20 protein-coding genes are annotated in these 17,254 nt (G+C 66.2%); 12 read left to right on the forward strand and 8 right to left on the reverse strand.

The window, feature by feature from the left end; genetic code table 11:
* Window positions 1-151 precede the first annotated feature (151 nt).
* On the reverse strand, window positions 152-895 hold the full coding sequence (locus tag H5V44_RS17080; RefSeq protein WP_185194347.1) for a hypothetical protein: 744 nt from the start codon (window positions 893-895) through the stop codon (window positions 152-154).
* A 382-nt stretch (window positions 896-1,277) separates the two neighbouring features.
* Here H5V44_RS17080 and H5V44_RS17085 point away from each other — a divergent pair, with 382 nt between their 5' ends.
* From H5V44_RS17085 to H5V44_RS17105, 5 genes are read left to right on the forward strand one after another with little or no spacing between them, the layout of a single operon-like run.
* Window positions 1,278-1,754, forward strand: coding sequence for a hypothetical protein (locus H5V44_RS17085; protein WP_185194348.1), 477 nt, complete (start codon window positions 1,278-1,280; stop codon window positions 1,752-1,754).
* Window positions 1,751-2,395, forward strand: a complete 645-nt coding sequence (locus tag H5V44_RS17090) for a hypothetical protein (RefSeq protein ID WP_185194349.1) — start codon at window positions 1,751-1,753, stop codon at window positions 2,393-2,395. Before H5V44_RS17085 ends, H5V44_RS17090 begins: the two co-directional genes overlap by 4 nt.
* Window positions 2,392-2,760 (forward strand): hypothetical protein, encoded by a 369-nt coding sequence (locus H5V44_RS17095; RefSeq protein WP_185194350.1) that lies wholly within the window; start codon window positions 2,392-2,394, stop codon window positions 2,758-2,760. Before H5V44_RS17090 ends, H5V44_RS17095 begins: the two co-directional genes overlap by 4 nt.
* Complete coding sequence (locus H5V44_RS17100) at window positions 2,757-3,425, forward strand: hypothetical protein (protein ID WP_185194351.1); 669 nt, start codon at window positions 2,757-2,759, stop codon at window positions 3,423-3,425. The genes H5V44_RS17095 and H5V44_RS17100 overlap by 4 nt, the downstream gene beginning before the upstream one ends.
* Entirely contained in the window at window positions 3,422-8,728 is a 5,307-nt protein-coding gene (locus H5V44_RS17105; protein ID WP_185194352.1) for a FaeA/PapI family transcriptional regulator, read from the forward strand. The genes H5V44_RS17100 and H5V44_RS17105 overlap by 4 nt, the downstream gene beginning before the upstream one ends.
* Window positions 8,729-9,432: 704 nt before the next feature.
* On the opposite strand, the gene H5V44_RS17110 is transcribed toward H5V44_RS17105, so the two are convergent.
* Complete coding sequence (locus H5V44_RS17110) at window positions 9,433-9,651, reverse strand: hypothetical protein (protein ID WP_185194353.1); 219 nt, start codon at window positions 9,649-9,651, stop codon at window positions 9,433-9,435.
* A 79-nt stretch (window positions 9,652-9,730) separates the two neighbouring features.
* On the opposite strand from H5V44_RS17110, the gene H5V44_RS17115 reads away from it, so the two are divergent.
* Entirely contained in the window at window positions 9,731-10,072 is a 342-nt protein-coding gene (locus H5V44_RS17115) for a hypothetical protein (RefSeq protein WP_185194354.1), read from the forward strand.
* 147 nt (window positions 10,073-10,219) lie between these two features.
* On the opposite strand, the gene H5V44_RS17120 is transcribed toward H5V44_RS17115, so the two are convergent.
* The 5 genes from H5V44_RS17120 to H5V44_RS17915 form a co-directional block, all read right to left on the reverse strand.
* Window positions 10,220-10,660: a hypothetical protein gene (locus tag H5V44_RS17120; RefSeq protein ID WP_185194355.1), complete on the reverse strand. Its 441-nt coding sequence runs from the start codon at window positions 10,658-10,660 to the stop codon at window positions 10,220-10,222.
* A 444-nt stretch (window positions 10,661-11,104) separates the two neighbouring features.
* Window positions 11,105-11,629, reverse strand: coding sequence for a hypothetical protein (locus H5V44_RS17125; RefSeq protein WP_185194356.1), 525 nt, complete (start codon window positions 11,627-11,629; stop codon window positions 11,105-11,107).
* 806 nt (window positions 11,630-12,435) lie between these two features.
* Window positions 12,436-12,705 carry a hypothetical protein gene (locus H5V44_RS17130; protein WP_185194357.1) on the reverse strand — a complete coding sequence of 90 codons (270 nt, stop codon included), beginning with the start codon at window positions 12,703-12,705 and terminating at the stop codon, window positions 12,436-12,438.
* A 228-nt stretch (window positions 12,706-12,933) separates the two neighbouring features.
* Window positions 12,934-13,134, reverse strand: a complete 201-nt coding sequence (locus tag H5V44_RS17135; RefSeq protein ID WP_185194358.1) for a hypothetical protein — start codon at window positions 13,132-13,134, stop codon at window positions 12,934-12,936.
* Window positions 13,127-13,258, reverse strand: coding sequence for a hypothetical protein (locus H5V44_RS17915; RefSeq protein WP_281381298.1), 132 nt, complete (start codon window positions 13,256-13,258; stop codon window positions 13,127-13,129). Before H5V44_RS17915 ends, H5V44_RS17135 begins: the two co-directional genes overlap by 8 nt.
* Window positions 13,259-13,382: 124 nt before the next feature.
* Between H5V44_RS17915 and H5V44_RS17140 the strand changes: the two genes are divergently transcribed.
* The 6 genes from H5V44_RS17140 (at window position 13,383) to H5V44_RS17165 (ending at window position 16,486) form a co-directional block, all read left to right on the forward strand.
* On the forward strand, window positions 13,383-13,817 hold the full coding sequence (locus H5V44_RS17140) for a hypothetical protein (protein ID WP_185194359.1): 435 nt from the start codon (window positions 13,383-13,385) through the stop codon (window positions 13,815-13,817).
* Window positions 13,814-13,969 (forward strand): hypothetical protein, encoded by a 156-nt coding sequence (locus tag H5V44_RS17145; protein WP_185194360.1) that lies wholly within the window; start codon window positions 13,814-13,816, stop codon window positions 13,967-13,969. The genes H5V44_RS17140 and H5V44_RS17145 overlap by 4 nt, the downstream gene beginning before the upstream one ends.
* Window positions 13,969-14,205 carry a hypothetical protein gene (locus H5V44_RS17150; protein ID WP_185194361.1) on the forward strand — a complete coding sequence of 79 codons (237 nt, stop codon included), beginning with the start codon at window positions 13,969-13,971 and terminating at the stop codon, window positions 14,203-14,205. Before H5V44_RS17145 ends, H5V44_RS17150 begins: the two co-directional genes overlap by 1 nt.
* 411 nt (window positions 14,206-14,616) lie before the next feature.
* Window positions 14,617-15,315: a hypothetical protein gene (locus H5V44_RS17155; RefSeq protein WP_185194362.1), complete on the forward strand. Its 699-nt coding sequence runs from the start codon at window positions 14,617-14,619 to the stop codon at window positions 15,313-15,315.
* Between the two features lie 636 nt (window positions 15,316-15,951).
* The gene (locus tag H5V44_RS17160; RefSeq protein ID WP_185194363.1) at window positions 15,952-16,230 is read left to right on the forward strand and encodes a ribbon-helix-helix protein, CopG family; all 279 of its coding nucleotides are present in this window, start codon (window positions 15,952-15,954) and stop codon (window positions 16,228-16,230) included.
* Window positions 16,223-16,486: a type II toxin-antitoxin system RelE family toxin gene (locus tag H5V44_RS17165; protein WP_185194364.1), complete on the forward strand. Its 264-nt coding sequence runs from the start codon at window positions 16,223-16,225 to the stop codon at window positions 16,484-16,486. Before H5V44_RS17160 ends, H5V44_RS17165 begins: the two co-directional genes overlap by 8 nt.
* Before the next feature lie 240 nt (window positions 16,487-16,726).
* Here H5V44_RS17165 and H5V44_RS17170 read toward each other — a convergent pair.
* Window positions 16,727-17,254, reverse strand: a 528-nt coding sequence (locus tag H5V44_RS17170; RefSeq protein ID WP_221625818.1) for a hypothetical protein, incomplete at its 5' end; no start/stop codon positions are given.

Here is a 17,254-nt window from a genome sequence, read left to right on the forward strand (position 1 = left end):
CCCCATACACGACGGGCCGACACCGGCATCACGTTCCGCGGGGCGGTGGAAGTGATCCGTGTGCTCGCCCGCGATCGCGACCTCTTCCGGGAGCACGCTGTCGATATTCACGAATTTCATCCGGAGCGGGAACCGACCGCTGAAGTCCATTCTATTCGTCCTCCTCCCCGCCGCCCCGCTCGCCCCTCGCCGCGATTGCGGCGTCGGCCCGGTTCACAATGTACGTCGCAAATATGACAAGCAGCCCCCCCGCGAGCACGTCTTCGCCCGTCACCGAGACGAGTGGGATAGGCAGCGGGCTACTAAGCCCCTGTCCGGCGACTGCGAGGATGGCCGCAAAGAGAAGAAACGCGAGGAGAGAAGTCTCGGCCCACCACTTCGCTTTGCGTTCTTTTTTCGCCGCCGGAGTCGACGCCTGTGCCCCCTCGCGGACGAGCCGGCGGACCGTGGCCTCCAGGTCTTCGTCCTCTGCACGAACCCCCTCAACGCGCTCCCGCAGCTCGTCGCTGGCGTCAATCACGTCGAGGGTGTCCTCGTGGGGGCCTTTGCCTCCAAACATTTCCCGCGCCCGCTTGGCGGTGATCGGGTCTTCCTCCAGCCACCAGACGGTCGCCTGTCCGAGCTCCGCGTGCCGGACGCGGCCGTCCTCTTCGACGTCGCGAAGCCGAGATAGCGCCGTCGGTTTCGACACTCCTGCCTGTTCGGCGACGTAGGAGGACGTCGCCACCGGGGTTACATCTGGGTCGCGGTCGGCGAGGATGCCAACCACCTCGTGTGGCGGGAGCGTCCTATTCGTCGACATAACAGCCGATACAGCCCCCAACCCCGTATATTTAACGCCGCGTAGTTGTAGCTTTACGCAGCGTAAATCGCTTTTCACGCCGCGGAAAATCACAATTTCACAGTTTCACAGTTTCACAATCAAACTGTTTTACAGCGGTTCGGGTCCCGCTTCGCGACACTATTAAGTGCCCCGCAACCTGTCCATATTGACAGATAGAACGCGCCGGCCCCGCCCGGACCACGCGGCCGGCACCGGAGACGTCCCCGCGACGGCGCTGTCGCTGGCGGACGTAGAATCGGCCCCGACCGGTTCGCACCGGCCGGAGCCTGTTGGCGCAGGTTTCCGGCGTTTGAGGTGGTGCGACCGGTCGAGAACTATCGAGTTAGGACGTACGGCGACGACCGTACACACGGAGGAAGCGTCCGAGGGGATATGGATTTTTCCCCTTCTCCGAGGTGTTCGGTCGTGGTCGGCGTCCCGATTCCAAAAGCAGTTGCACGGACCACACACGACGACAGACCGACGACGAATCGACACAGACCGACCGCGAGACGACGCCTATGTCCGCGGAGACGCCTCCGCCGGGTGGCGCGAGGAGTACGCCCACCAGAGCGTCGAGCCGGACCTCCGCGCCGACGGCGGCACGACGACCGCGCTCCCGGCGGCGGGCGACCACGTCCGCGATCGCGAGCACGACGGCGACGAGTTGCTCGTCGTCGCTATCCACCCGGACGGTCGAGCCGACGAGCACCCGATCCCGGGGCTCGACGGCGCCACCGTCGCCGACGTGAACGACGGGTACGACCCCGCGGCTCCCGTGGTTGAGGCCGTCTACCTGGAGGAGGTGGACGCGACACTCGACGGGTGGCGCTCGGTCGAGGACGTCCGGGACGCCGTCTCCTTCGGCGCTGTGAACGCGTACAGGCTCCCAGCGGATCGACTCGACACCACGGGAGGTGGCGGCCGGTGAGTTCCGAACGAGCGACGCTCACCGGGAGCGTCCCCGACGCGAGGACCGAACAGAAGCGCCGGCGGGGCGACGGCGTCGACGAGGTCGGCGCGATCGTGGTCGACGCCGACGACGACAGCACCGACCGCGACGAGGCGATCGTGGTGAACACGCCGCCGGTCCCGATCGACGAGTGGACGGTCCGGCGCCCCGGACAAGTGGCGACCGTCGCCGAGGACAACCCGGCGTACGACCCGGGCGACGCGGTGATCGTGGTGGCGTTCCGCGACGAGTTGGAGGCCGCCCACCCCGAGTGGGAGCCGCCGGAGGCGATCGAGCTTCCCGCGGCGTGTCGAACCTTCGCGTTCCCGCAGCGCCGGCTCCGACGGGTCGGCGCCTACGGCGAGGACGGCGCTGAGGGGGACGCCGCCGGTGCGGAGGGGTCGACCGGCCTGGAGCTATCGGAGCCGCAGCGACGCCTCCGCACGCGGCTCGAAGAATCCTGTCGCGTCGACGTCGACGTCCGCGAGGGCGAGGCCGTCCTCGTCGCGGAGAAGCTCGGCGACGAGCACGTGATCCACCCCGACGGGAGCGTCGAGGGCGGGGCTATCGCCGGGCGGCTGGAGGACGTCGCCGCGGAGTACCTGGGAGGTGGCGAATGAGCGCCGAAGCCGCCACCGAGGACCTCGGGGGCCTCGTCCGGGAGCACCCCGACCTCACGCCCGCCGAGAAGGAAACGACGGTCCGGTTCGCGAAGGACCAGGATCGCGCGACCGTGTTCACCGCGGAGGCTGGCGTCGGGCGCCGTCTCCTCGCCCACCCACGCGCCGACGTGCAGGATGTGAACGTCCTGGAGGACGGCGGAACGCGACCCGTCGCCCCGTCGGAGGTCTCGGGGCGGGATATTGTCGGCGTTCGCGTTAGCATCCCCGTGGGCGCGCTCAAGGTGGCGCTGTCGGCGCGCTCGGCGAGCGGCCACGCCGAGGTCGTGTCTGAGCGCGTCTACTCCGACGGGGCGAGCGAATGATCGACGAGCCGCCCACGACCGAGGCGATCGCCGACACCCTCGGCGTCGACGCGGAGACGCTGCGGCGGTGTCTCCACCGCGCCCCGAGGCTCACCCTCGCGCACCTGATCGCGTTCGTCGACCTCGACGACGAGGAGATCGACGCCGACACCGAGCGCGAGCTCGAGGCGTGGCTCCGGGGGTACGCGTGGCGGGAGCTCGTCGTCGAGGACTCCGAGAGCGGCTTTTTGATCGACCGCGGGCGGCCCCAGCACGACAACGAACGGCTGAAGCTACTCCGGTGTCCGGCGTGCGGCGCGTCGTTCGTCCCGCTGTGGCCCGATCGGCTGAGTGACCCGCTCGGCCGACACCTCGCAGCGGACCACGACCCCGCGGATTTTCCTAACCGGCGGTGCCCGTCTGACGTTTTTTATACCAGGCCGCCGTCGGATGGTGGTAGAGACGCAGAAGGCACTCAAACAAGCAATCGCCTTCGGGAAGAACCCAACTCCCGGGGACCCCCTTTCACGGGGCGCGACCGGCTGGGAACCGGCGTCCTCGGGAGCTCTCGTAACAGGTTCTTCGCGAGGCTCCGACAAAGAGTTTGCGCTTCCCCAGGTAGCGGAGCGTTTACTCTGAGCGGAGCGACGTCCTCGCGGCGTCGGGCGAGCGATACGCCCAAATGACGGAATACTACGAACACGACGACGCAGAATGTAGCGATTCGACCGACGCTGTCGGCGGCGCGACGGTCGCGGACCTCCGGGATGTCCTCGCCGCGATCGAGGCCAAGGCACCGCCCGCCCTGGAGCTCGCCGAGCGGCTCGCGGACGCGACCGCGGTCGGCGTCGCCGCCGCCCAGGCGACCGTGTACGACGCGATCGACGCCGGCGTCCTCGTCGAGGACGACACCGGCGCGTTCGGTGGCGTTCGGCTCGGCGCCGAATACGCGGAAACGCCGGATTCGGCCGATATAGACACTGGAGGAGCCGGTTCTTCGGGGCGTGAACCCCTGGGGAACCCCGCCGAAAACCCGGCTCCAGAACCCGACGCGGACGCCGCCGACCGTGAGGCCGCCGTCGAGGCGCTGCGGGACGTCCTCCGGTTCTATAACGAGCGCGTCGACGACGCGATCGCCGACCACACCGAGGACGGGGAGCACCCCGACCGACCGACCACCGCTCGGGAGTACTTCACCGAGCGTCGCGGGTGGGACGACGCCACCGTCGACGGCCTCCTCCTCGGGTGGGCGCCGCCAGAGCACGTCGACGAGCTCGTCGCGTGGCTCCACGACCGCGGCCACTCCCGGGAGGCGATCCTCGCGACCGGCGCCGTCGGCGAGACCGACAGCGGCGGGTTCTATACCACGTTCGCCGGGCGGTACGTCCTCCCCTACTACGACGCCGACGGGGAGCCCGCGTACGCGATCGCGAGGGCGACCGGCGGCGAGGGCGGCGGCGCCGAGGGGTACGGCGGCCACCCGGCCGACTATCAGGCGGGGAAGTACGCGAAGCTCCGCCACACCGACGCCCGCGTCCCGTTCGACGAGCCGATTTACGGCCTCGACACCCTGGCGGACGGCGCGCACGTCGTGGTCGCGGAGGGGATCGCCGACGCGATCACCGCCCGGGAGCTCGGGTACGCGGTCCTGTCGCCGGTCGCCCGACAGTTCAAGGAGGCCCATTACGACCCGCTCGTCGACGCGCTGGAGGCCCACGCCGTCGACCGTGTGACCGTCGTCGCGGACGCCGACAGCGTCCGCAGCGACGACGCCGGGGAGCTGGAGCCGGAGAGTATCGGCGAGGCCGTCTCGGCCGCGCTGTCGCCGGTCGGTGCCGGGCTCCGAGGCGCCCTGAATACCGCCGACGCGCTGGAGGATCGCGCCGACCTCGACGTCCGCGTGACGCTCCCACCCGCGCCGGCGGACCTGGAGAACGACCTCGACGAGTTCGTAACCGGCCCCTGGAGCGGCGACCTCGCGGCGCTGCTGCGGTCGGCGCGACCGGCGGCGGCGTTCCCCGAGTACGACGATGTCGTCGGTAAGGAGCCCTCGGAGGCGTTCGACGCGTTCGACGCCGAGAAGTACGAGCCGACGGCGACGAGCGCCGACGAGACGACCGCCGAGATTCGCGATATATACCACGCGCTCGACCGCCTCGACGCTCGCCGCGTCGCCGGTCGTACGATCGTGGGCGAGTGGCTCGACGACCGCGGCGACCGACGCCACTTCGCCCCCACCTGGGCGCCCGCCGGGTACGACGGAACGGCGAATTTCGTCGATCGCGACAAGTGGGTCGATATGGGTGGCCGCGGTGGCCGCGGCGGCCCCGCGGTGATGGCCGCGATCGACGCCGGGCTCGTCCGCGACACCGAGTGTCCCGAAGCTGTATGTGGCGCGACGTGGTGGGAGGCGGTCGACCACCTACGGGAGCTCGGGTTTGATATTCCCGAGCTGGAGGACGACAAGGAGGCCGAGGAGTACGACGACGACCCGCGCGAGGTCTCCGCCACGGTCGACGCCCACCGGGCGTGGGAAGCCGCCGGCCGTGTGACGCCCGCTGACGTTGAGGACGACCGCCTCGCCCCCGCCGACGAGGACGCGTTCGCGTGTCCGGCGTGTGGGTCGGAGGTCGACGCCGTCCGCGCTGTCGCGGTCCTGGAGGGTCTCGCCGACGGCTGCGGCGGGTCTCTCGGCGCCGACACCTATCCCGAGGCGTACGCCCTTGCGAGGACCGAGTACGGCGCCCCGCTCCCGCGGTACTACACCACCGCCGACGCGATCGCCGAGTGGGAAGCCGTCCTCGACGTGATCGGCGAGGTCGGGTTCGACCACCTCGACGAGGACGCGATCGCGACCGAGACCACCGCCACCGGTGACGCGGTCGGCGGGGACGCCGTCCGCGCGATGAATCCGGCGTGGCGGCTGTCCGAATCCGGTGGATCGGTCCTTGTGTTCGACAGCGGGGTCGTGTGGGACGCCGATACCGAGCGCGTCCTCGACGTCCTCCGGTTCGTCGCCCTCGACAGCGGCCTCCTTGCCGACGCGACCGAACCGCTGGAGGGCGAGGCGTTCACCGAGGCGTACCGTCGCGCCCGGACCGAGTACGGCGCCCCGCTCCCGAGGTGGGAGCCGGCGCTCGACGGGGCGCGCGACCTCACGCCGCAGCTCCCGCCCGCCGAGGAGCTTCTCGACGCCCGCGAGGTCGACGGCGTCGGTGTCGACGCCCTGGAGGCCGCCCGTGAGGAGGTTGAGGCCCTGATTCGGGAGGCCGCCTCCGACGCCGACACGCCGACCGTCGTTACGGCGCTCCCCGCGCTTGGTAAGACGACAGGAACGATCAAAGCGGCGCGGGACCGGCCGCTGTCGTACCTCGCGCCGCGGAAGGAACTCCAGGAACAGGGGCTCGACAAGGCCGCCGAGTGGGGCGTCGACGCGTTCGTCCTCCCGGTGTTCGCCGGCGAGCGCGTTCGCGACGAGGTCCTCGACGCCGCCGAGGCCTACGTTCGCGAGCACGACAAGACGCCGCTCCGGGAACGCTGGAGCCTCTTAGAGGCCGCCGTCGACGGCGCCGACGAGGACGTCGACCCCACGGACATATTCGTTGAGGACGACGAGGAGGACCGCGAGGAGGTCGACCTCAACCGCGCCACGTGCCCGACCCGGGACGGGGAACACGGCGTCGCGTGGGCGCTCGCGTTCGCTGCCGCCCGGAAGCTGGGGTACACGCCCCGACAGATTCACACCCTGGCGCGGGGGCTGTTCGGCGCCGAACCGCCGTGTGAGCACGACCACGGGGAGGGCGCCGACAGCGGCGGGTGTCCGTATTCGGAGGCGTGGGAGGAGGCCGCCGACGCCGAGGACCCCTACGACCTCCTTATCGGCTCCTACACCCACGCCCACGTCCCGAGTGTCCGCACGGCCTACGACACCGGCCCCGACGGCGATCGCGAGCGACACGCCCGAACCGTCGTCCTCGACGAGTTCGTCGGCGAGGCGTACGCCCACGGGTTCGACGACCACGCCGACGACCACGCCCGGTGGCTCGCCTCCGCGCTCCGCGCGGACGTCGACGACCGTCGCGATATGTACGAGGCGGACCTGTTCGGCGACGAGTGGGTCCGCGCGTGGCTCAACGGCGAGGGCGAGACCGTCGACAGCGTCGACGACGCGCTCGCGACGATGGGGCGGCTCGGCGACCTGTTCGACGCCCGCGAGGGCGCCGCGACCGTCCTCGACGAGGTCGACCCCGACCTCCTCGACACCTTCGGCCTGGAGACCCCGCTCCGGGAGCTCGTCGGCGACGGGCGGCCGGCGGCCGTCGCTGGAGACCTGGCGGCCGCGCTCGGAGCCGTCGATCGCCACCACCCCGCGGCCGGTGTCGCCGAGTGGGCCTCCGAGGCCGTCGCCGAGCCCCTGGAGCGGGCGACTCGCGGCGGCGACGCCACACCCACGGTCGAGGCCCTGGACCTGGAGGAGCTCCCCGCTGCGGGGGACCTCGCGGACCTCGTCGCCGGCGCTGTCGAAGCCGTTGCTGAGGGCGCCGACGGCGCCGAGGGGCGGCTCCGCGCCGCCGTGAAAGCGCTGCGTGGGGGGCGTGAGGGGTGCGAGGTCCTCGCGGCGTGGGCGGACGACGGGTACGCACACCCGGACGCGCATCACCTCCTGGAGGCGATCGCGACGCCGACCGGCGAGGACGCCCCGGAGAACGCGACCCGCGTCGGGACCTCAGCGTGGGCGTTCGACGACGAGGCCACCGAGGGGACCACCGTCGACGTCGTCGAGACCGGCGAGCGCGCGACGGTTGTCCTCGACCGGAACGGCCACGGCGCGCGGCTCCACAACCCGCCGGCCCGGACCCACGCCGGCGGCGAGGAGACCCCACTCGTCGGCCTCGACGCCACCGGCCGCGCCGAGCTGTGGCGGGTGGCCCTCGGCGAGCCCGTCGAGACCGCCGACATACACGACACCCCAGCGGAGCGCGCAGCCTTCCTGGAGGACGCCCTCGACCTCCGCGTCCTCCGCGCGTCGGACCGACCGCGGTACTACTCGGGCGACCCCGGAACGAAAGACACAGACGGCGACGCCGCACTCTTGCAGGCGATCGCCGAGGAGTACGCCGGGATCGACGCGCCGCGACAGCGGGGCGACGCCCCCGAGGCGGTCGGGCGGCCGGCCGCGATCACGTCGAAGGGCGTTCGTGAGGTCTTGGAGAACGACGCCCGCCTCGACGACGCTGTCGCCGCGTGGGAGCACTTCGGGAACCTCGCCGGGGCGAACGACCTCGGCGCCCACCGTCTCGGGGCTGTCCTCGGCTGCCAGCATTACGGCGACGACGCGATCGAACGCTTCGCCGCCCTCGACGCCGAGGCCGTCGACGTCTCCCGGGACGGCGCCCGTGGCGGGGAGCTGTCGTACGACTCCGACCTCGGCGACGCGTACCTCCAGCATATGACCGAGGACCAGGTTATGCAGGCGATCCTGCGGTTCGCGAGGGGGGACTCCGGCGCAACTGTCGTCGCACGGACCGGCGCGCTGCGGGAGGACCTCCCAGTCGTCGGCGAGGCCCAAGTCGTCGAGACTTACAGCGACACCGCGACCGAGATCGCGCGGGCGTACCGCCGTCTCGGCCGCCGGTTCACCGTCGCCGACGTCGCCGACGCGGTCGACGTCTCCCGCCGGCAGGTTCGGCGTGTGCTCGCGGAGCTCGCCGAGGCCGGGTACCTCCAGCGTGTGAGCGCCGGCGAGGGCGTCGCGACCGTGTACGGCCCAGGCGACCAACCCGGCGCCGGCGAGGTCGACCTCCCCCGTCGCGAGGACGCTGTCGACGCGACAGCCGGACACGGCCCGTCTAAGGAATACTATACGTGGAATGTCCGGGTGGCGGGTGGTGAGACGGCGTCCGAGACGGGTTCACCGGCGCCGAGCACGCGCCCGGTGGGTGCACCCCCCGCTCCGGAGGCGGTCGAGGCGTCCGGACCCCCGGGATAACACCCGGGAGACCGGCGTCGTCCGCCCGCGGTCTCCAGCCGTGGGTATACCAGCCGGTCTCCCGACCGCCGCGCTCCCCTTCTTCCTGGTGGGCTCCCTGGTAGCGACGCGGGGGCCGTCTCCTGGTTCTCCCTGGTAGTGTTCCTGGTGGTACGCCCCTCGCGCTGCGCGTGGCCTCTTTAACTAAAATCGCGCCCACCTCGGCGTATGGTCAATATAGTTGACCTGTTCGTCGCTTGGTTCGGGCCGGAAATCGTCCTCGGTGTCCTACTGGGGTTGTTGGTGATCGGGTTCAGACTGATGACCTCGTAGCGGACGGCGCCACGCGGCAGTATTCGGTGACTGTCATCCTGACTGCGCCGACGCGGTTCCGAAACGACACCTCCTCCGACGGAGCGAGGTAACGAATCCATAGTTCTATTCCGGCACCACACGACAACCGTGGGGTTCCGGCCGGTATTCGACACCGTCGCGTGGATTCATCGGGCCGTCGGGGGGGCTCTCGCTGGAAATTCTTCTCCCACGGTCCTCGAGTAGACACACAAATCACGATCACCCGCCGGCCAATGCCGACCAACTCCTCGCCCAATTCCGACCAATTTGTCGCGTGACGCGTCAATTAAGGCCCCCCGAACCTCCTTAATCGAATCACCGATACAGGCGATTAAGAATATGACCCTAATCTCCCACCCGAAGGACGGATTCTACGAGATAATTTGCCGCGCCGTCCCCGGAATTCCGCGAAACAAAAGCCACCAACCGACGACGCCAAACAACGCCGCGACGACGCCGAGAAACAACCCTGTACTGCTTGCGACCATCCCGGTGGCGATTGTGGCAGCGAAATAGCCGATGCACGAGAGGAGCAGGTATCCCCCGAGGACCGAGCGCCCTTTCTGGAGTAAAGCCGCCGTGACCCCCATAGAAGCACAGAAAAGTGCTTATAATATAATACCCCGCCGTCACAATTGTTAATCAGTAAGAAAACGAAGTGTCGGTCAGGTGGCTTATATGGAATATGTGAATGGAGAAGATGAGACTAATAACAAGCATCTCGCAGAGGCAATTGATGTGACCCGGGAAGGGAGTGCCCAACCCGGGTCCGCCGGCTACGACGAGCCTGATAGTGCAGGACCAGGTGTCACCCTCCGTGACTCTTGTTTTTTCGTCGCCCTCGAGGAACTCCGGAAAATCGACTCGGCGCCCTCTGAAAGCCAGGACACAATTGATGAAGTGATCCGAATGTTGGAAAATGCGCAAAACGCCAATAATGACCGTCGTGCTCGGGTGATGGCGGAGGCGCACGACACGCTGCAGGATGTCTGGGCCCCGCCTAAAGAATAGCTTTAATTTAATTCACTGCAGGCTGCAGATTGCAGAACCCACCCGGCTGCAACCTGCAGCCGAAAACTCTCTGCAGTCTGCAACTCCGGGGGGAGAGCGAACGCTCGCGCGTACGGGGAGTTGACAGCACACGGGGGAGAGGGCGTGTCACTCACCGACCCACCGGTACCGCTGTTTGCTCTCGCCGACCTCGACGGCGCCGGTCTCCTCCGCCACGGCGAGAAGCGCGGGCCGAATGACCTGGAGCCACACGGTGTCGACCTTCCGCTCGTCGTCGAGGGCGTCGAGGGGGAAATCGGCCTTCCGCAGCTCGTCGCCGCGCTCCCGGAGGACCTCCAGCGCCCACGCGGCGACCGCGGCGTCGCGCTGTCGCTCCTCGCGGTTGCGGCCGTGGGACCACCCCGAGGCCTCCAGGGCGTCGACGGCAGCGTCGCTGGGCTCGACGTCCGCTGCGGTGTCCATCGCGAACGGCGCCGGCGCGATCGCGTCGCCACCGCCGGCCTCCAGGTCCTCGACGCGCGCCTCCAGGGCGTCGACCCGTTCCTCAAGGGACGCGCGTGTATCACTCGGTGCATCACTGTGATTCACGTCTGTATCAACTCGTGATTCAGTCTGATTCACGTCTGAATCGCCGACTGAATCACGGTGAGTCACCTCTGAATCACGCAGTGATTCACCCTGAATCAGACGTGTTACACGGTCTGAATCACTCTCCCTCAGACCGCCGAGAATCCGCCGCATAACCTCTGCCTGGGATAATTGATGTTCGTCGGCAAGTGATTCAACCCATTCCTTCGCATCTTTTTCGAGAGAGAACGCGAAGCGGACCATACGCCGAGTGATTCACCAGTGAATCATCAAACTACCCCCCCGCGCCTACTTTTTTGACCACGGTCTCGGTGTTGACGTCAGCCGAGAGACCCCGGCTGTCGATGCTCTCCGCGATTCCACCTTTACCCTGAGGGGGCGAGATCCTGCGACCCTAACCTTCCGGTGTTATATACCTCGACATCGATCCATTCTGTCGGCCAATCAGTCTGCGTCTGCCGGTGGGGTAGAAGCATTCTCGTCCACATCAATGTGATATGACAACCTCTCCCCGAATTCAGCAGAGACAGTAACATCCACCGCGTTCCCGCGTCGGTGTTCTGCTTCCTCAATTACTTCCTTAAGAAACCGTTTCTTTCCGGCCCCCAAGTCCTGAAATCCAAGGTATAGGAATATACCGACTTCTTTGAGGTACCCCCGCTTGTTGTTCACTAATGACTCAAATACAAGTTCTCGGTCCCTTTTCTCCCAACAACGCGAGAGTATGTCGAAGTCTTTGATCGAATTTTTGACCCTCTTCCGGATCTGATACCGACGGTTTCTGACCGCCTGGGCATTTGTGTTTGTGTCCTCAGGTTCATCCATCAGAAGCTCTCGATCCTTCCTCGTAAGGATCCCTCTCTCCCGGTCCAAGTGTTGTTCTCGGATCTCTGGAGGGCAACTGTCTTCGGGCACAGTACCTGGATCGGCGCTTCCCACTCTGTCGCATCTCGCCTCACGGCTTGTCATAGTGTCCCACACGCACACGCATTACTTAAAGTATGCCGTTAGTTCCAGGCGCTATGGTATATGTTATCTCTTGATATGGTAAACCTTGCCTGTGGTATGTGAAGACAGCCCATAGCTTTAAGATGATACAGCTCGTAATACTGAGCAGGAAAGTCTGACCCGGAGTGAGCTTCGGGAGAAGTTGCCCGGGATGACCCCGGGAACCCAATCGAATGAACAGGCACCCGACGAAGTAGGGTTCGTCGGTGAAACAGGAATCGCACCCAACTGGCGATGTGGGTCGTCAGTTGGGGTGAACGACCGAATTGACTCCTGTCCTGAAGCGCCCTTCCGTTTCGGGCAGTGCAGGCTTCCATTGGAGGAAGCCTTGGAAGGTGCGTCCGGTTTGTTGTCGCCGGACAGTTTAAAACCTTCCTTGAATGGTCGGTTCGATTCACAGAACAGTATAGGAACAGAACCAGACAGTGACCGCACAGGCGTACCGGCAGACAGCTATCGAATTCCTGGTTCTGACGAAACTGTTCGCAATCGCAGCGTTCATTGGCAAGATCCACCCGGCGTTGCCCCAGTTGTTCGTTACCTGGAATACGCTGGTAATGATCGTGCTCAGTTTCGTCAGTACAGGAAGTTGGATGCTCGCAGGGTGGAAATCAGAAACAGGCGACTAAACCATCATAAACGAGCGAAAACGAAGGTATAGCCCGCCAACCTCTCCACTTTTTGGCAAACATAGAACGCGAAGCACCCGCAGCAGATCAAGCTGCGGGGCAGGCTACACGCTCTAACTGCAAACTGCAGACTACAGCTCACTTCTCGCCTATCTCGATCGATGTCTCGTACTCAACGGGGAGTTCCCTGGCGTCAAGGATCTCCGCGATCTCGTGGGCAGTAACACCGCCCTGCTCGTCGGCCTTCTGTAGAAGCTCCTTGACGGCGCTGTTGTAGCCACGCGCGCCACGCATCCGACAGTAGTATCGGGCGGCGTCTTCGACCGCCTTCGACTTGGTCGACTGATTGGAGCACTCGACGAGCATCTCCCACAACCGATCGCGATCCTCGGTGTCAGCGATCCGCATTATTGCACAACCCCCGCGTATCGCGGTGCCCCTGCGGCGACTGAGCGGCCGCCCAGAAGGTGTCGAATATAAATACCTACCGGACTCCTGAGAAATATGTCACAGAAGGGTGACCCCGGACCCGCGTTTCTACACATCGACAGCGGGGGGTTGATGTGCAAATCTTTGAAGCCGGATCTCTCCGCGTGCAACCCCACGCGGTCGCGCCGAGACCGGGTCTCCTCGGGGTTACTTCTCGCCATCATCCCTTATGATCTGTTTCCCTCTGTCGACTTCGTGGTACAGCCGCCTGACGTTATCTTCGTCCATCCCGATCTCGACGATCTCGTCCGATCCTATATCGCGGAAGACCATCTTCACGCCGTATTCTGCCTCTCCTATGGCGATCGTATCTATAGCAGGATGGTAGACATCGTCTTCGTCAGTCATTGTCCTCCAGCGCCTCGGCGGCGACCTCAACGTACTCCGCCCAGGTCAGACCGCGGTCGTCTTTGACTCTCCGTGCCCGTTCGGCGACGTCGTCGTCGAGCGTGATATTCAGGGTCGTAACCATACAGCTCAGAATATGTTAGTAACTTACTTAGTTGTGGCGTCTCAAGTGACACCTAACCCACCGAGCCGGTTCCAGAAACCGCCGGGTGTTGGAGCACCCGACGAGGTGGGTCGGGTTACGACCCATGTCCGAAAAGACCACCGAGCCTATTCAAGGCTCACACGACAGCGACGAGTACGAACCGACTGTTCAAGCACGCGACGTCGACGCCGAGACCGACGACGAGATCGCGCCGACGCCGGAGCTCACCACCCGCGGCCACCCCGACGACACCGAGTGGCGGAAGCACACGACCGACGTGTGGGCGAGAGTCGAGGCCGGGATCGTGGGCTTCGCGCTCGACGACCGCGACGACGCCGAGGATCTGAAAGGCTTCTACGAGATCCACCCGTCGGACCCCGGCGTCGTGAACCTCTCGTTCAATGTCGGAGGTGTGTTCCGCGGCGCCGACACCACGATCGCGGGGACCCAAGACCTGACCCCAAAGCAGGCCGAGGGGCTCGCGGCGGCGCTCCTGGAGACGGCCGAACAGGCTCGCAACGGCGGCGCCGACGAATGACCGCCGCCACCTACACCGCCGCCGAGCGCGAGGCCCTGGAGCGGGTCGGTCGACGCCGGACCGTCGAGGCGCTCGTCGACCTCCGACAGCGCCACCTCGGGGAGTTCCAGCGGGAGGAGCTATCCGGTCCGCACGAAACCGAGAACCCGTAATGTTGCTAACCTGCAACCGCTGCGGAACGGAGTTCGACACGCACCGCGACCACCCAGCCGGCCGGTACGCCTCGACGACGCGCTGCCCCGATTGTGGCTGCGACCACGACGTCGACGACCGCCCGGCACCAACCCCCGCGCCCACCGAGGTCGCGGCCGACGGCGGCCGCGGGCTCGTCGAGCAGCTCGCCGAGGCGAGCGACGGCGAGGTGCACATCCACCTGCACCAGGAGTAGGTCCTCGCGACTCTTCTTGTTCGGGAGGGCTACGCACACGCGCATTTCGGAACAAGAGCAGGCCCCCCGGGGTGCTGCCTATAGACTCAGACACGCACGCGCGTCTGTCGCGAACTGACTCCTTATCGCGCTGTAGTTCGAACCCTCTCCTATGCCGACCGCCGGCCGACCGATCTGTGAGTGGTGCGGGGCGCCCGTCGACGAGACCGGTGCGTCGTGCCCGGCTCGCGACGGGCCGATCGAATGCGATCCGGACCCTACGACGATCACAGCGACCACCCGCATTGGGAATTCTTCCGGCCCTGAGACCGCCCGGCTCCGCCCCACAACGAATCAAATGAATCATACGGGTCGGCTGAAACTCATCTTTTTATGCCCCCACCTCGGGAAGGGTTTTCACGCCGACGTTGGTTGGCCACGCTCAGCGCCGTAATGCTCTCCGGCTGTGCTACCCAATCAGAAACCGCAGCAACAACAACCAACACGGTATCCACGACTCAAAGAGAGTCAGCAACGCCCACCGAAACTGAGACTACAGAGACCTACGAGGTCTATGCCGCCGACGAGTGGGCTTCCTCCGGGTGGTTCGCGTACAACCCGATGAGTGTCGCGGTGTTTGATGCTATACCCGTAACCGGAACCGCGCGTCACCTCCCCGATGGGTATCAGGAAGGCGACCAGGTGCCCGCGCCGTCAGAGTCGTTATTCGCGCTGGTTGAAGTCCGTGCCGAAAACATTTCAGACACCGTTCAGTCACCGCCCCGACAGCCGGTCATATTCGGGATCACAGCGGGCGAAGAACTCAGTTGGCAGGCTGTCTCGGAGTTGGAGATCCCGACGAAAGACGGCACGGCACGAGAGGAAGTTTCGCCGGGATGGCTGCTCCCAGACAGCGGCGGTACTAACCTCGCCTCTTACCCGTACGGCGGCCCCCCACGCGTTGATCCCGGTGAGAGAGTGGACGCGTGGTTCCTTTCGCTCATCGCATCAAGTACCGAGATCGACACGCTCCGGCCCGCTATGGGTAAGGACTTGAATGGCACTGTATCGTTCCCCGTCCGTTGGGAGGGTGTCCCTGTCCAAGAGTCCGCCCCGTTCGCGGATGTGTGACTTCCCCAAGAAAGTCGACCTCAACCATCGAGGTCGCACACGCGGGGCACCCCTGCGCCTCGGAGTCGAATACGCGGGGGCGTGGAGCCGCCAGTTCGCCGCCGCCGCGATCACCGCGGATCGCGCTGCGGACCACCGCCCCGACGCCCGATCGCCGCCACGACGATGTCGAATTCTTTCGCGAATCTGAAGCGCCGGTCTCGGGGTTCGATCCCCCGGGGTTCGGTGCCCGACACCTGGAGCGAACAGACCCTTTCGCTTGTCCGTCGTCGACGCGTGCGCCCAACTGCGGCGCTGGATACGCGCGTGCGTCGTTGAATGGATCGGAGGGGTCCCCCTGGGGTGCGTCGAGACTATACACGCACACGCGACTTCATCGCGAGAGACACAACTCGAAAAATGCCGGGCGGCTGAAATCGACCGCGTCCGAAACGCTCGCTCTCGCTCACAAGGAGGACCGGCCGCGCGCGGGAATAAACGAACCTCAGGGGCGGGGTAGGTCGTCTAAACCTGAAAAACAAAACTTCTCCCGCGATCTCCGTACGCGCACGCGCTTTAAACTCTATGCCGACCACCCCCCACCCCCTCCAGGTGTGAGTACGAGAGCTTATGTGTGAGACACGCGTCGCACACAGTATGAGCACGGACACCGACGGTGGTGACACCGACAGAATGGAAAAGATCGATGTCCGGGTCCCGGCGGCGATCTTGGAGGAGATCGACGAGGAGTACGCCCGGCGGGGGTACGCGTCGCGATCGGCAGCGATCCGCGACGCCCTCCGTGACTGGTTGAACCCACCGGCGACGCTGTCGGAGGAGACGCTCGCCGACCTGGAGACAAGCCGCAAGCAGGCGGAGCGCGGCGAGACGGTGTCGGCGGAGGAAGCCCGCGAACGGCTCGGCCTGGATGACTGACGTCGAGTACACCGAACAGGCGCTCGACCACCTCCACGCCCTCGACCCGCAGGTCGCCGACCGCGTGATGAACAAGATCGACGAGGCGACCGAGTGGACAGAACACCGTCTGGAGCCGCTGTCCGGGTTCCCGTACTACAAGCTACGAGCGGGTGACTACCGGGCGATCATCACGTGGGATCGCGACGCCGACCTCCTCCGAGTAGAGGCAGTCGGCCACCGTCGGAACGTGTACGATCGACACCTCCCGCCCTGAGGCTCGCGCTGCCGTGAGGCCCGTTGCTTTTGTCTCATTCAATATGTGAGGGTCGGTGAAATCCCTCGCCTCGGACTCTGTCACCACCGCTCTCAGAGGGGAGCGTATGCGCGCGCGGATAATCTGACCGCAGGGGCGGGGGGTTGTGTCGGCGGTCGGCGATCGCGGCTGCGGAATCCGAGCAACAGCCCAGCGCACGCGCGTATGGGAGTTTGACAGCACAGGGGGAGGGGTGAGGTGTTATAAATCGAAGCAGCGCTCACACGGGCGGTAGTGGCCGTCGACGGAGGCGTACGGAACGGACCGATACCCCGCCCCGCGCTCCCCGCACAGCGTCCCGTCGGCGGCGGGCGCGTGGTAGACCTTGCTCGCGCCGGCTTTGATCCGCACCGTCTCGGTGCGAGCTGTGAGCGGCGCAGTCGGTCTGGAGGCCGCCTCACCGCCGCCGTCGGCGATCGCCTCGAGCTCGGCCTCGTCGCCGGGAACGGCGTCGAGGTCGGGTTCGGCGTCCTCACCCCGGGCTTCGACCGGGCTGTCCGGCTGTCGGGCGAGGTACTCGAAAACTGCCTTGTAGCAATTGCGACAGGGCGACACGCCTGCCGCGAGCGCCCTGTCGGCGTCGACAAGGCTGTACCCTGTTTTCGACCCCATACACGACGGGCCGACACCGGCATCACGTTCCGCGGGGCGGTGGAAGTGATCCGTGTGCTCGCCCGCGATCGCGACCTCTTCCGGGAGCACGCTGTCGATATTCACGAATTTCATCCG

This window comes from Halobellus ruber (assembly GCF_014212355.1).
Classification (GTDB): domain Archaea; phylum Halobacteriota; class Halobacteria; order Halobacteriales; family Haloferacaceae; genus Haloquadratum; species Haloquadratum rubrum.

Coding starts and splice junctions, on each gene's coding strand:
- H5V44_RS17095 (WP_185194350.1), top strand. CDS start 2,392: ATGAGCGCCGAAGCCGCCACCGAGGACCTCGGGGGCCTCGTCCGGGAG.
- H5V44_RS17100 (WP_185194351.1), top strand. CDS start 2,757: ATGATCGACGAGCCGCCCACGACCGAGGCGATCGCCGACACCCTCGGC.
- H5V44_RS17105 (WP_185194352.1), top strand. CDS start 3,422: ATGACGGAATACTACGAACACGACGACGCAGAATGTAGCGATTCGACC.
- H5V44_RS17110 (WP_185194353.1), bottom strand. CDS start 9,651: ATGGGGGTCACGGCGGCTTTACTCCAGAAAGGGCGCTCGGTCCTCGGG.
- H5V44_RS17125 (WP_185194356.1), bottom strand. CDS start 11,629: ATGACAAGCCGTGAGGCGAGATGCGACAGAGTGGGAAGCGCCGATCCA.
- H5V44_RS17130 (WP_185194357.1), bottom strand. CDS start 12,705: ATGCGGATCGCTGACACCGAGGATCGCGATCGGTTGTGGGAGATGCTC.
- H5V44_RS17135 (WP_185194358.1), bottom strand. CDS start 13,134: ATGACTGACGAAGACGATGTCTACCATCCTGCTATAGATACGATCGCC.
- H5V44_RS17915 (WP_281381298.1), bottom strand. CDS start 13,258: ATGGTTACGACCCTGAATATCACGCTCGACGACGACGTCGCCGAACGG.
- H5V44_RS17140 (WP_185194359.1), top strand. CDS start 13,383: ATGTCCGAAAAGACCACCGAGCCTATTCAAGGCTCACACGACAGCGAC.
- H5V44_RS17145 (WP_185194360.1), top strand. CDS start 13,814: ATGACCGCCGCCACCTACACCGCCGCCGAGCGCGAGGCCCTGGAGCGG.
- H5V44_RS17150 (WP_185194361.1), top strand. CDS start 13,969: ATGTTGCTAACCTGCAACCGCTGCGGAACGGAGTTCGACACGCACCGC.
- H5V44_RS17160 (WP_185194363.1), top strand. CDS start 15,952: ATGAGCACGGACACCGACGGTGGTGACACCGACAGAATGGAAAAGATC.
- H5V44_RS17165 (WP_185194364.1), top strand. CDS start 16,223: ATGACTGACGTCGAGTACACCGAACAGGCGCTCGACCACCTCCACGCC.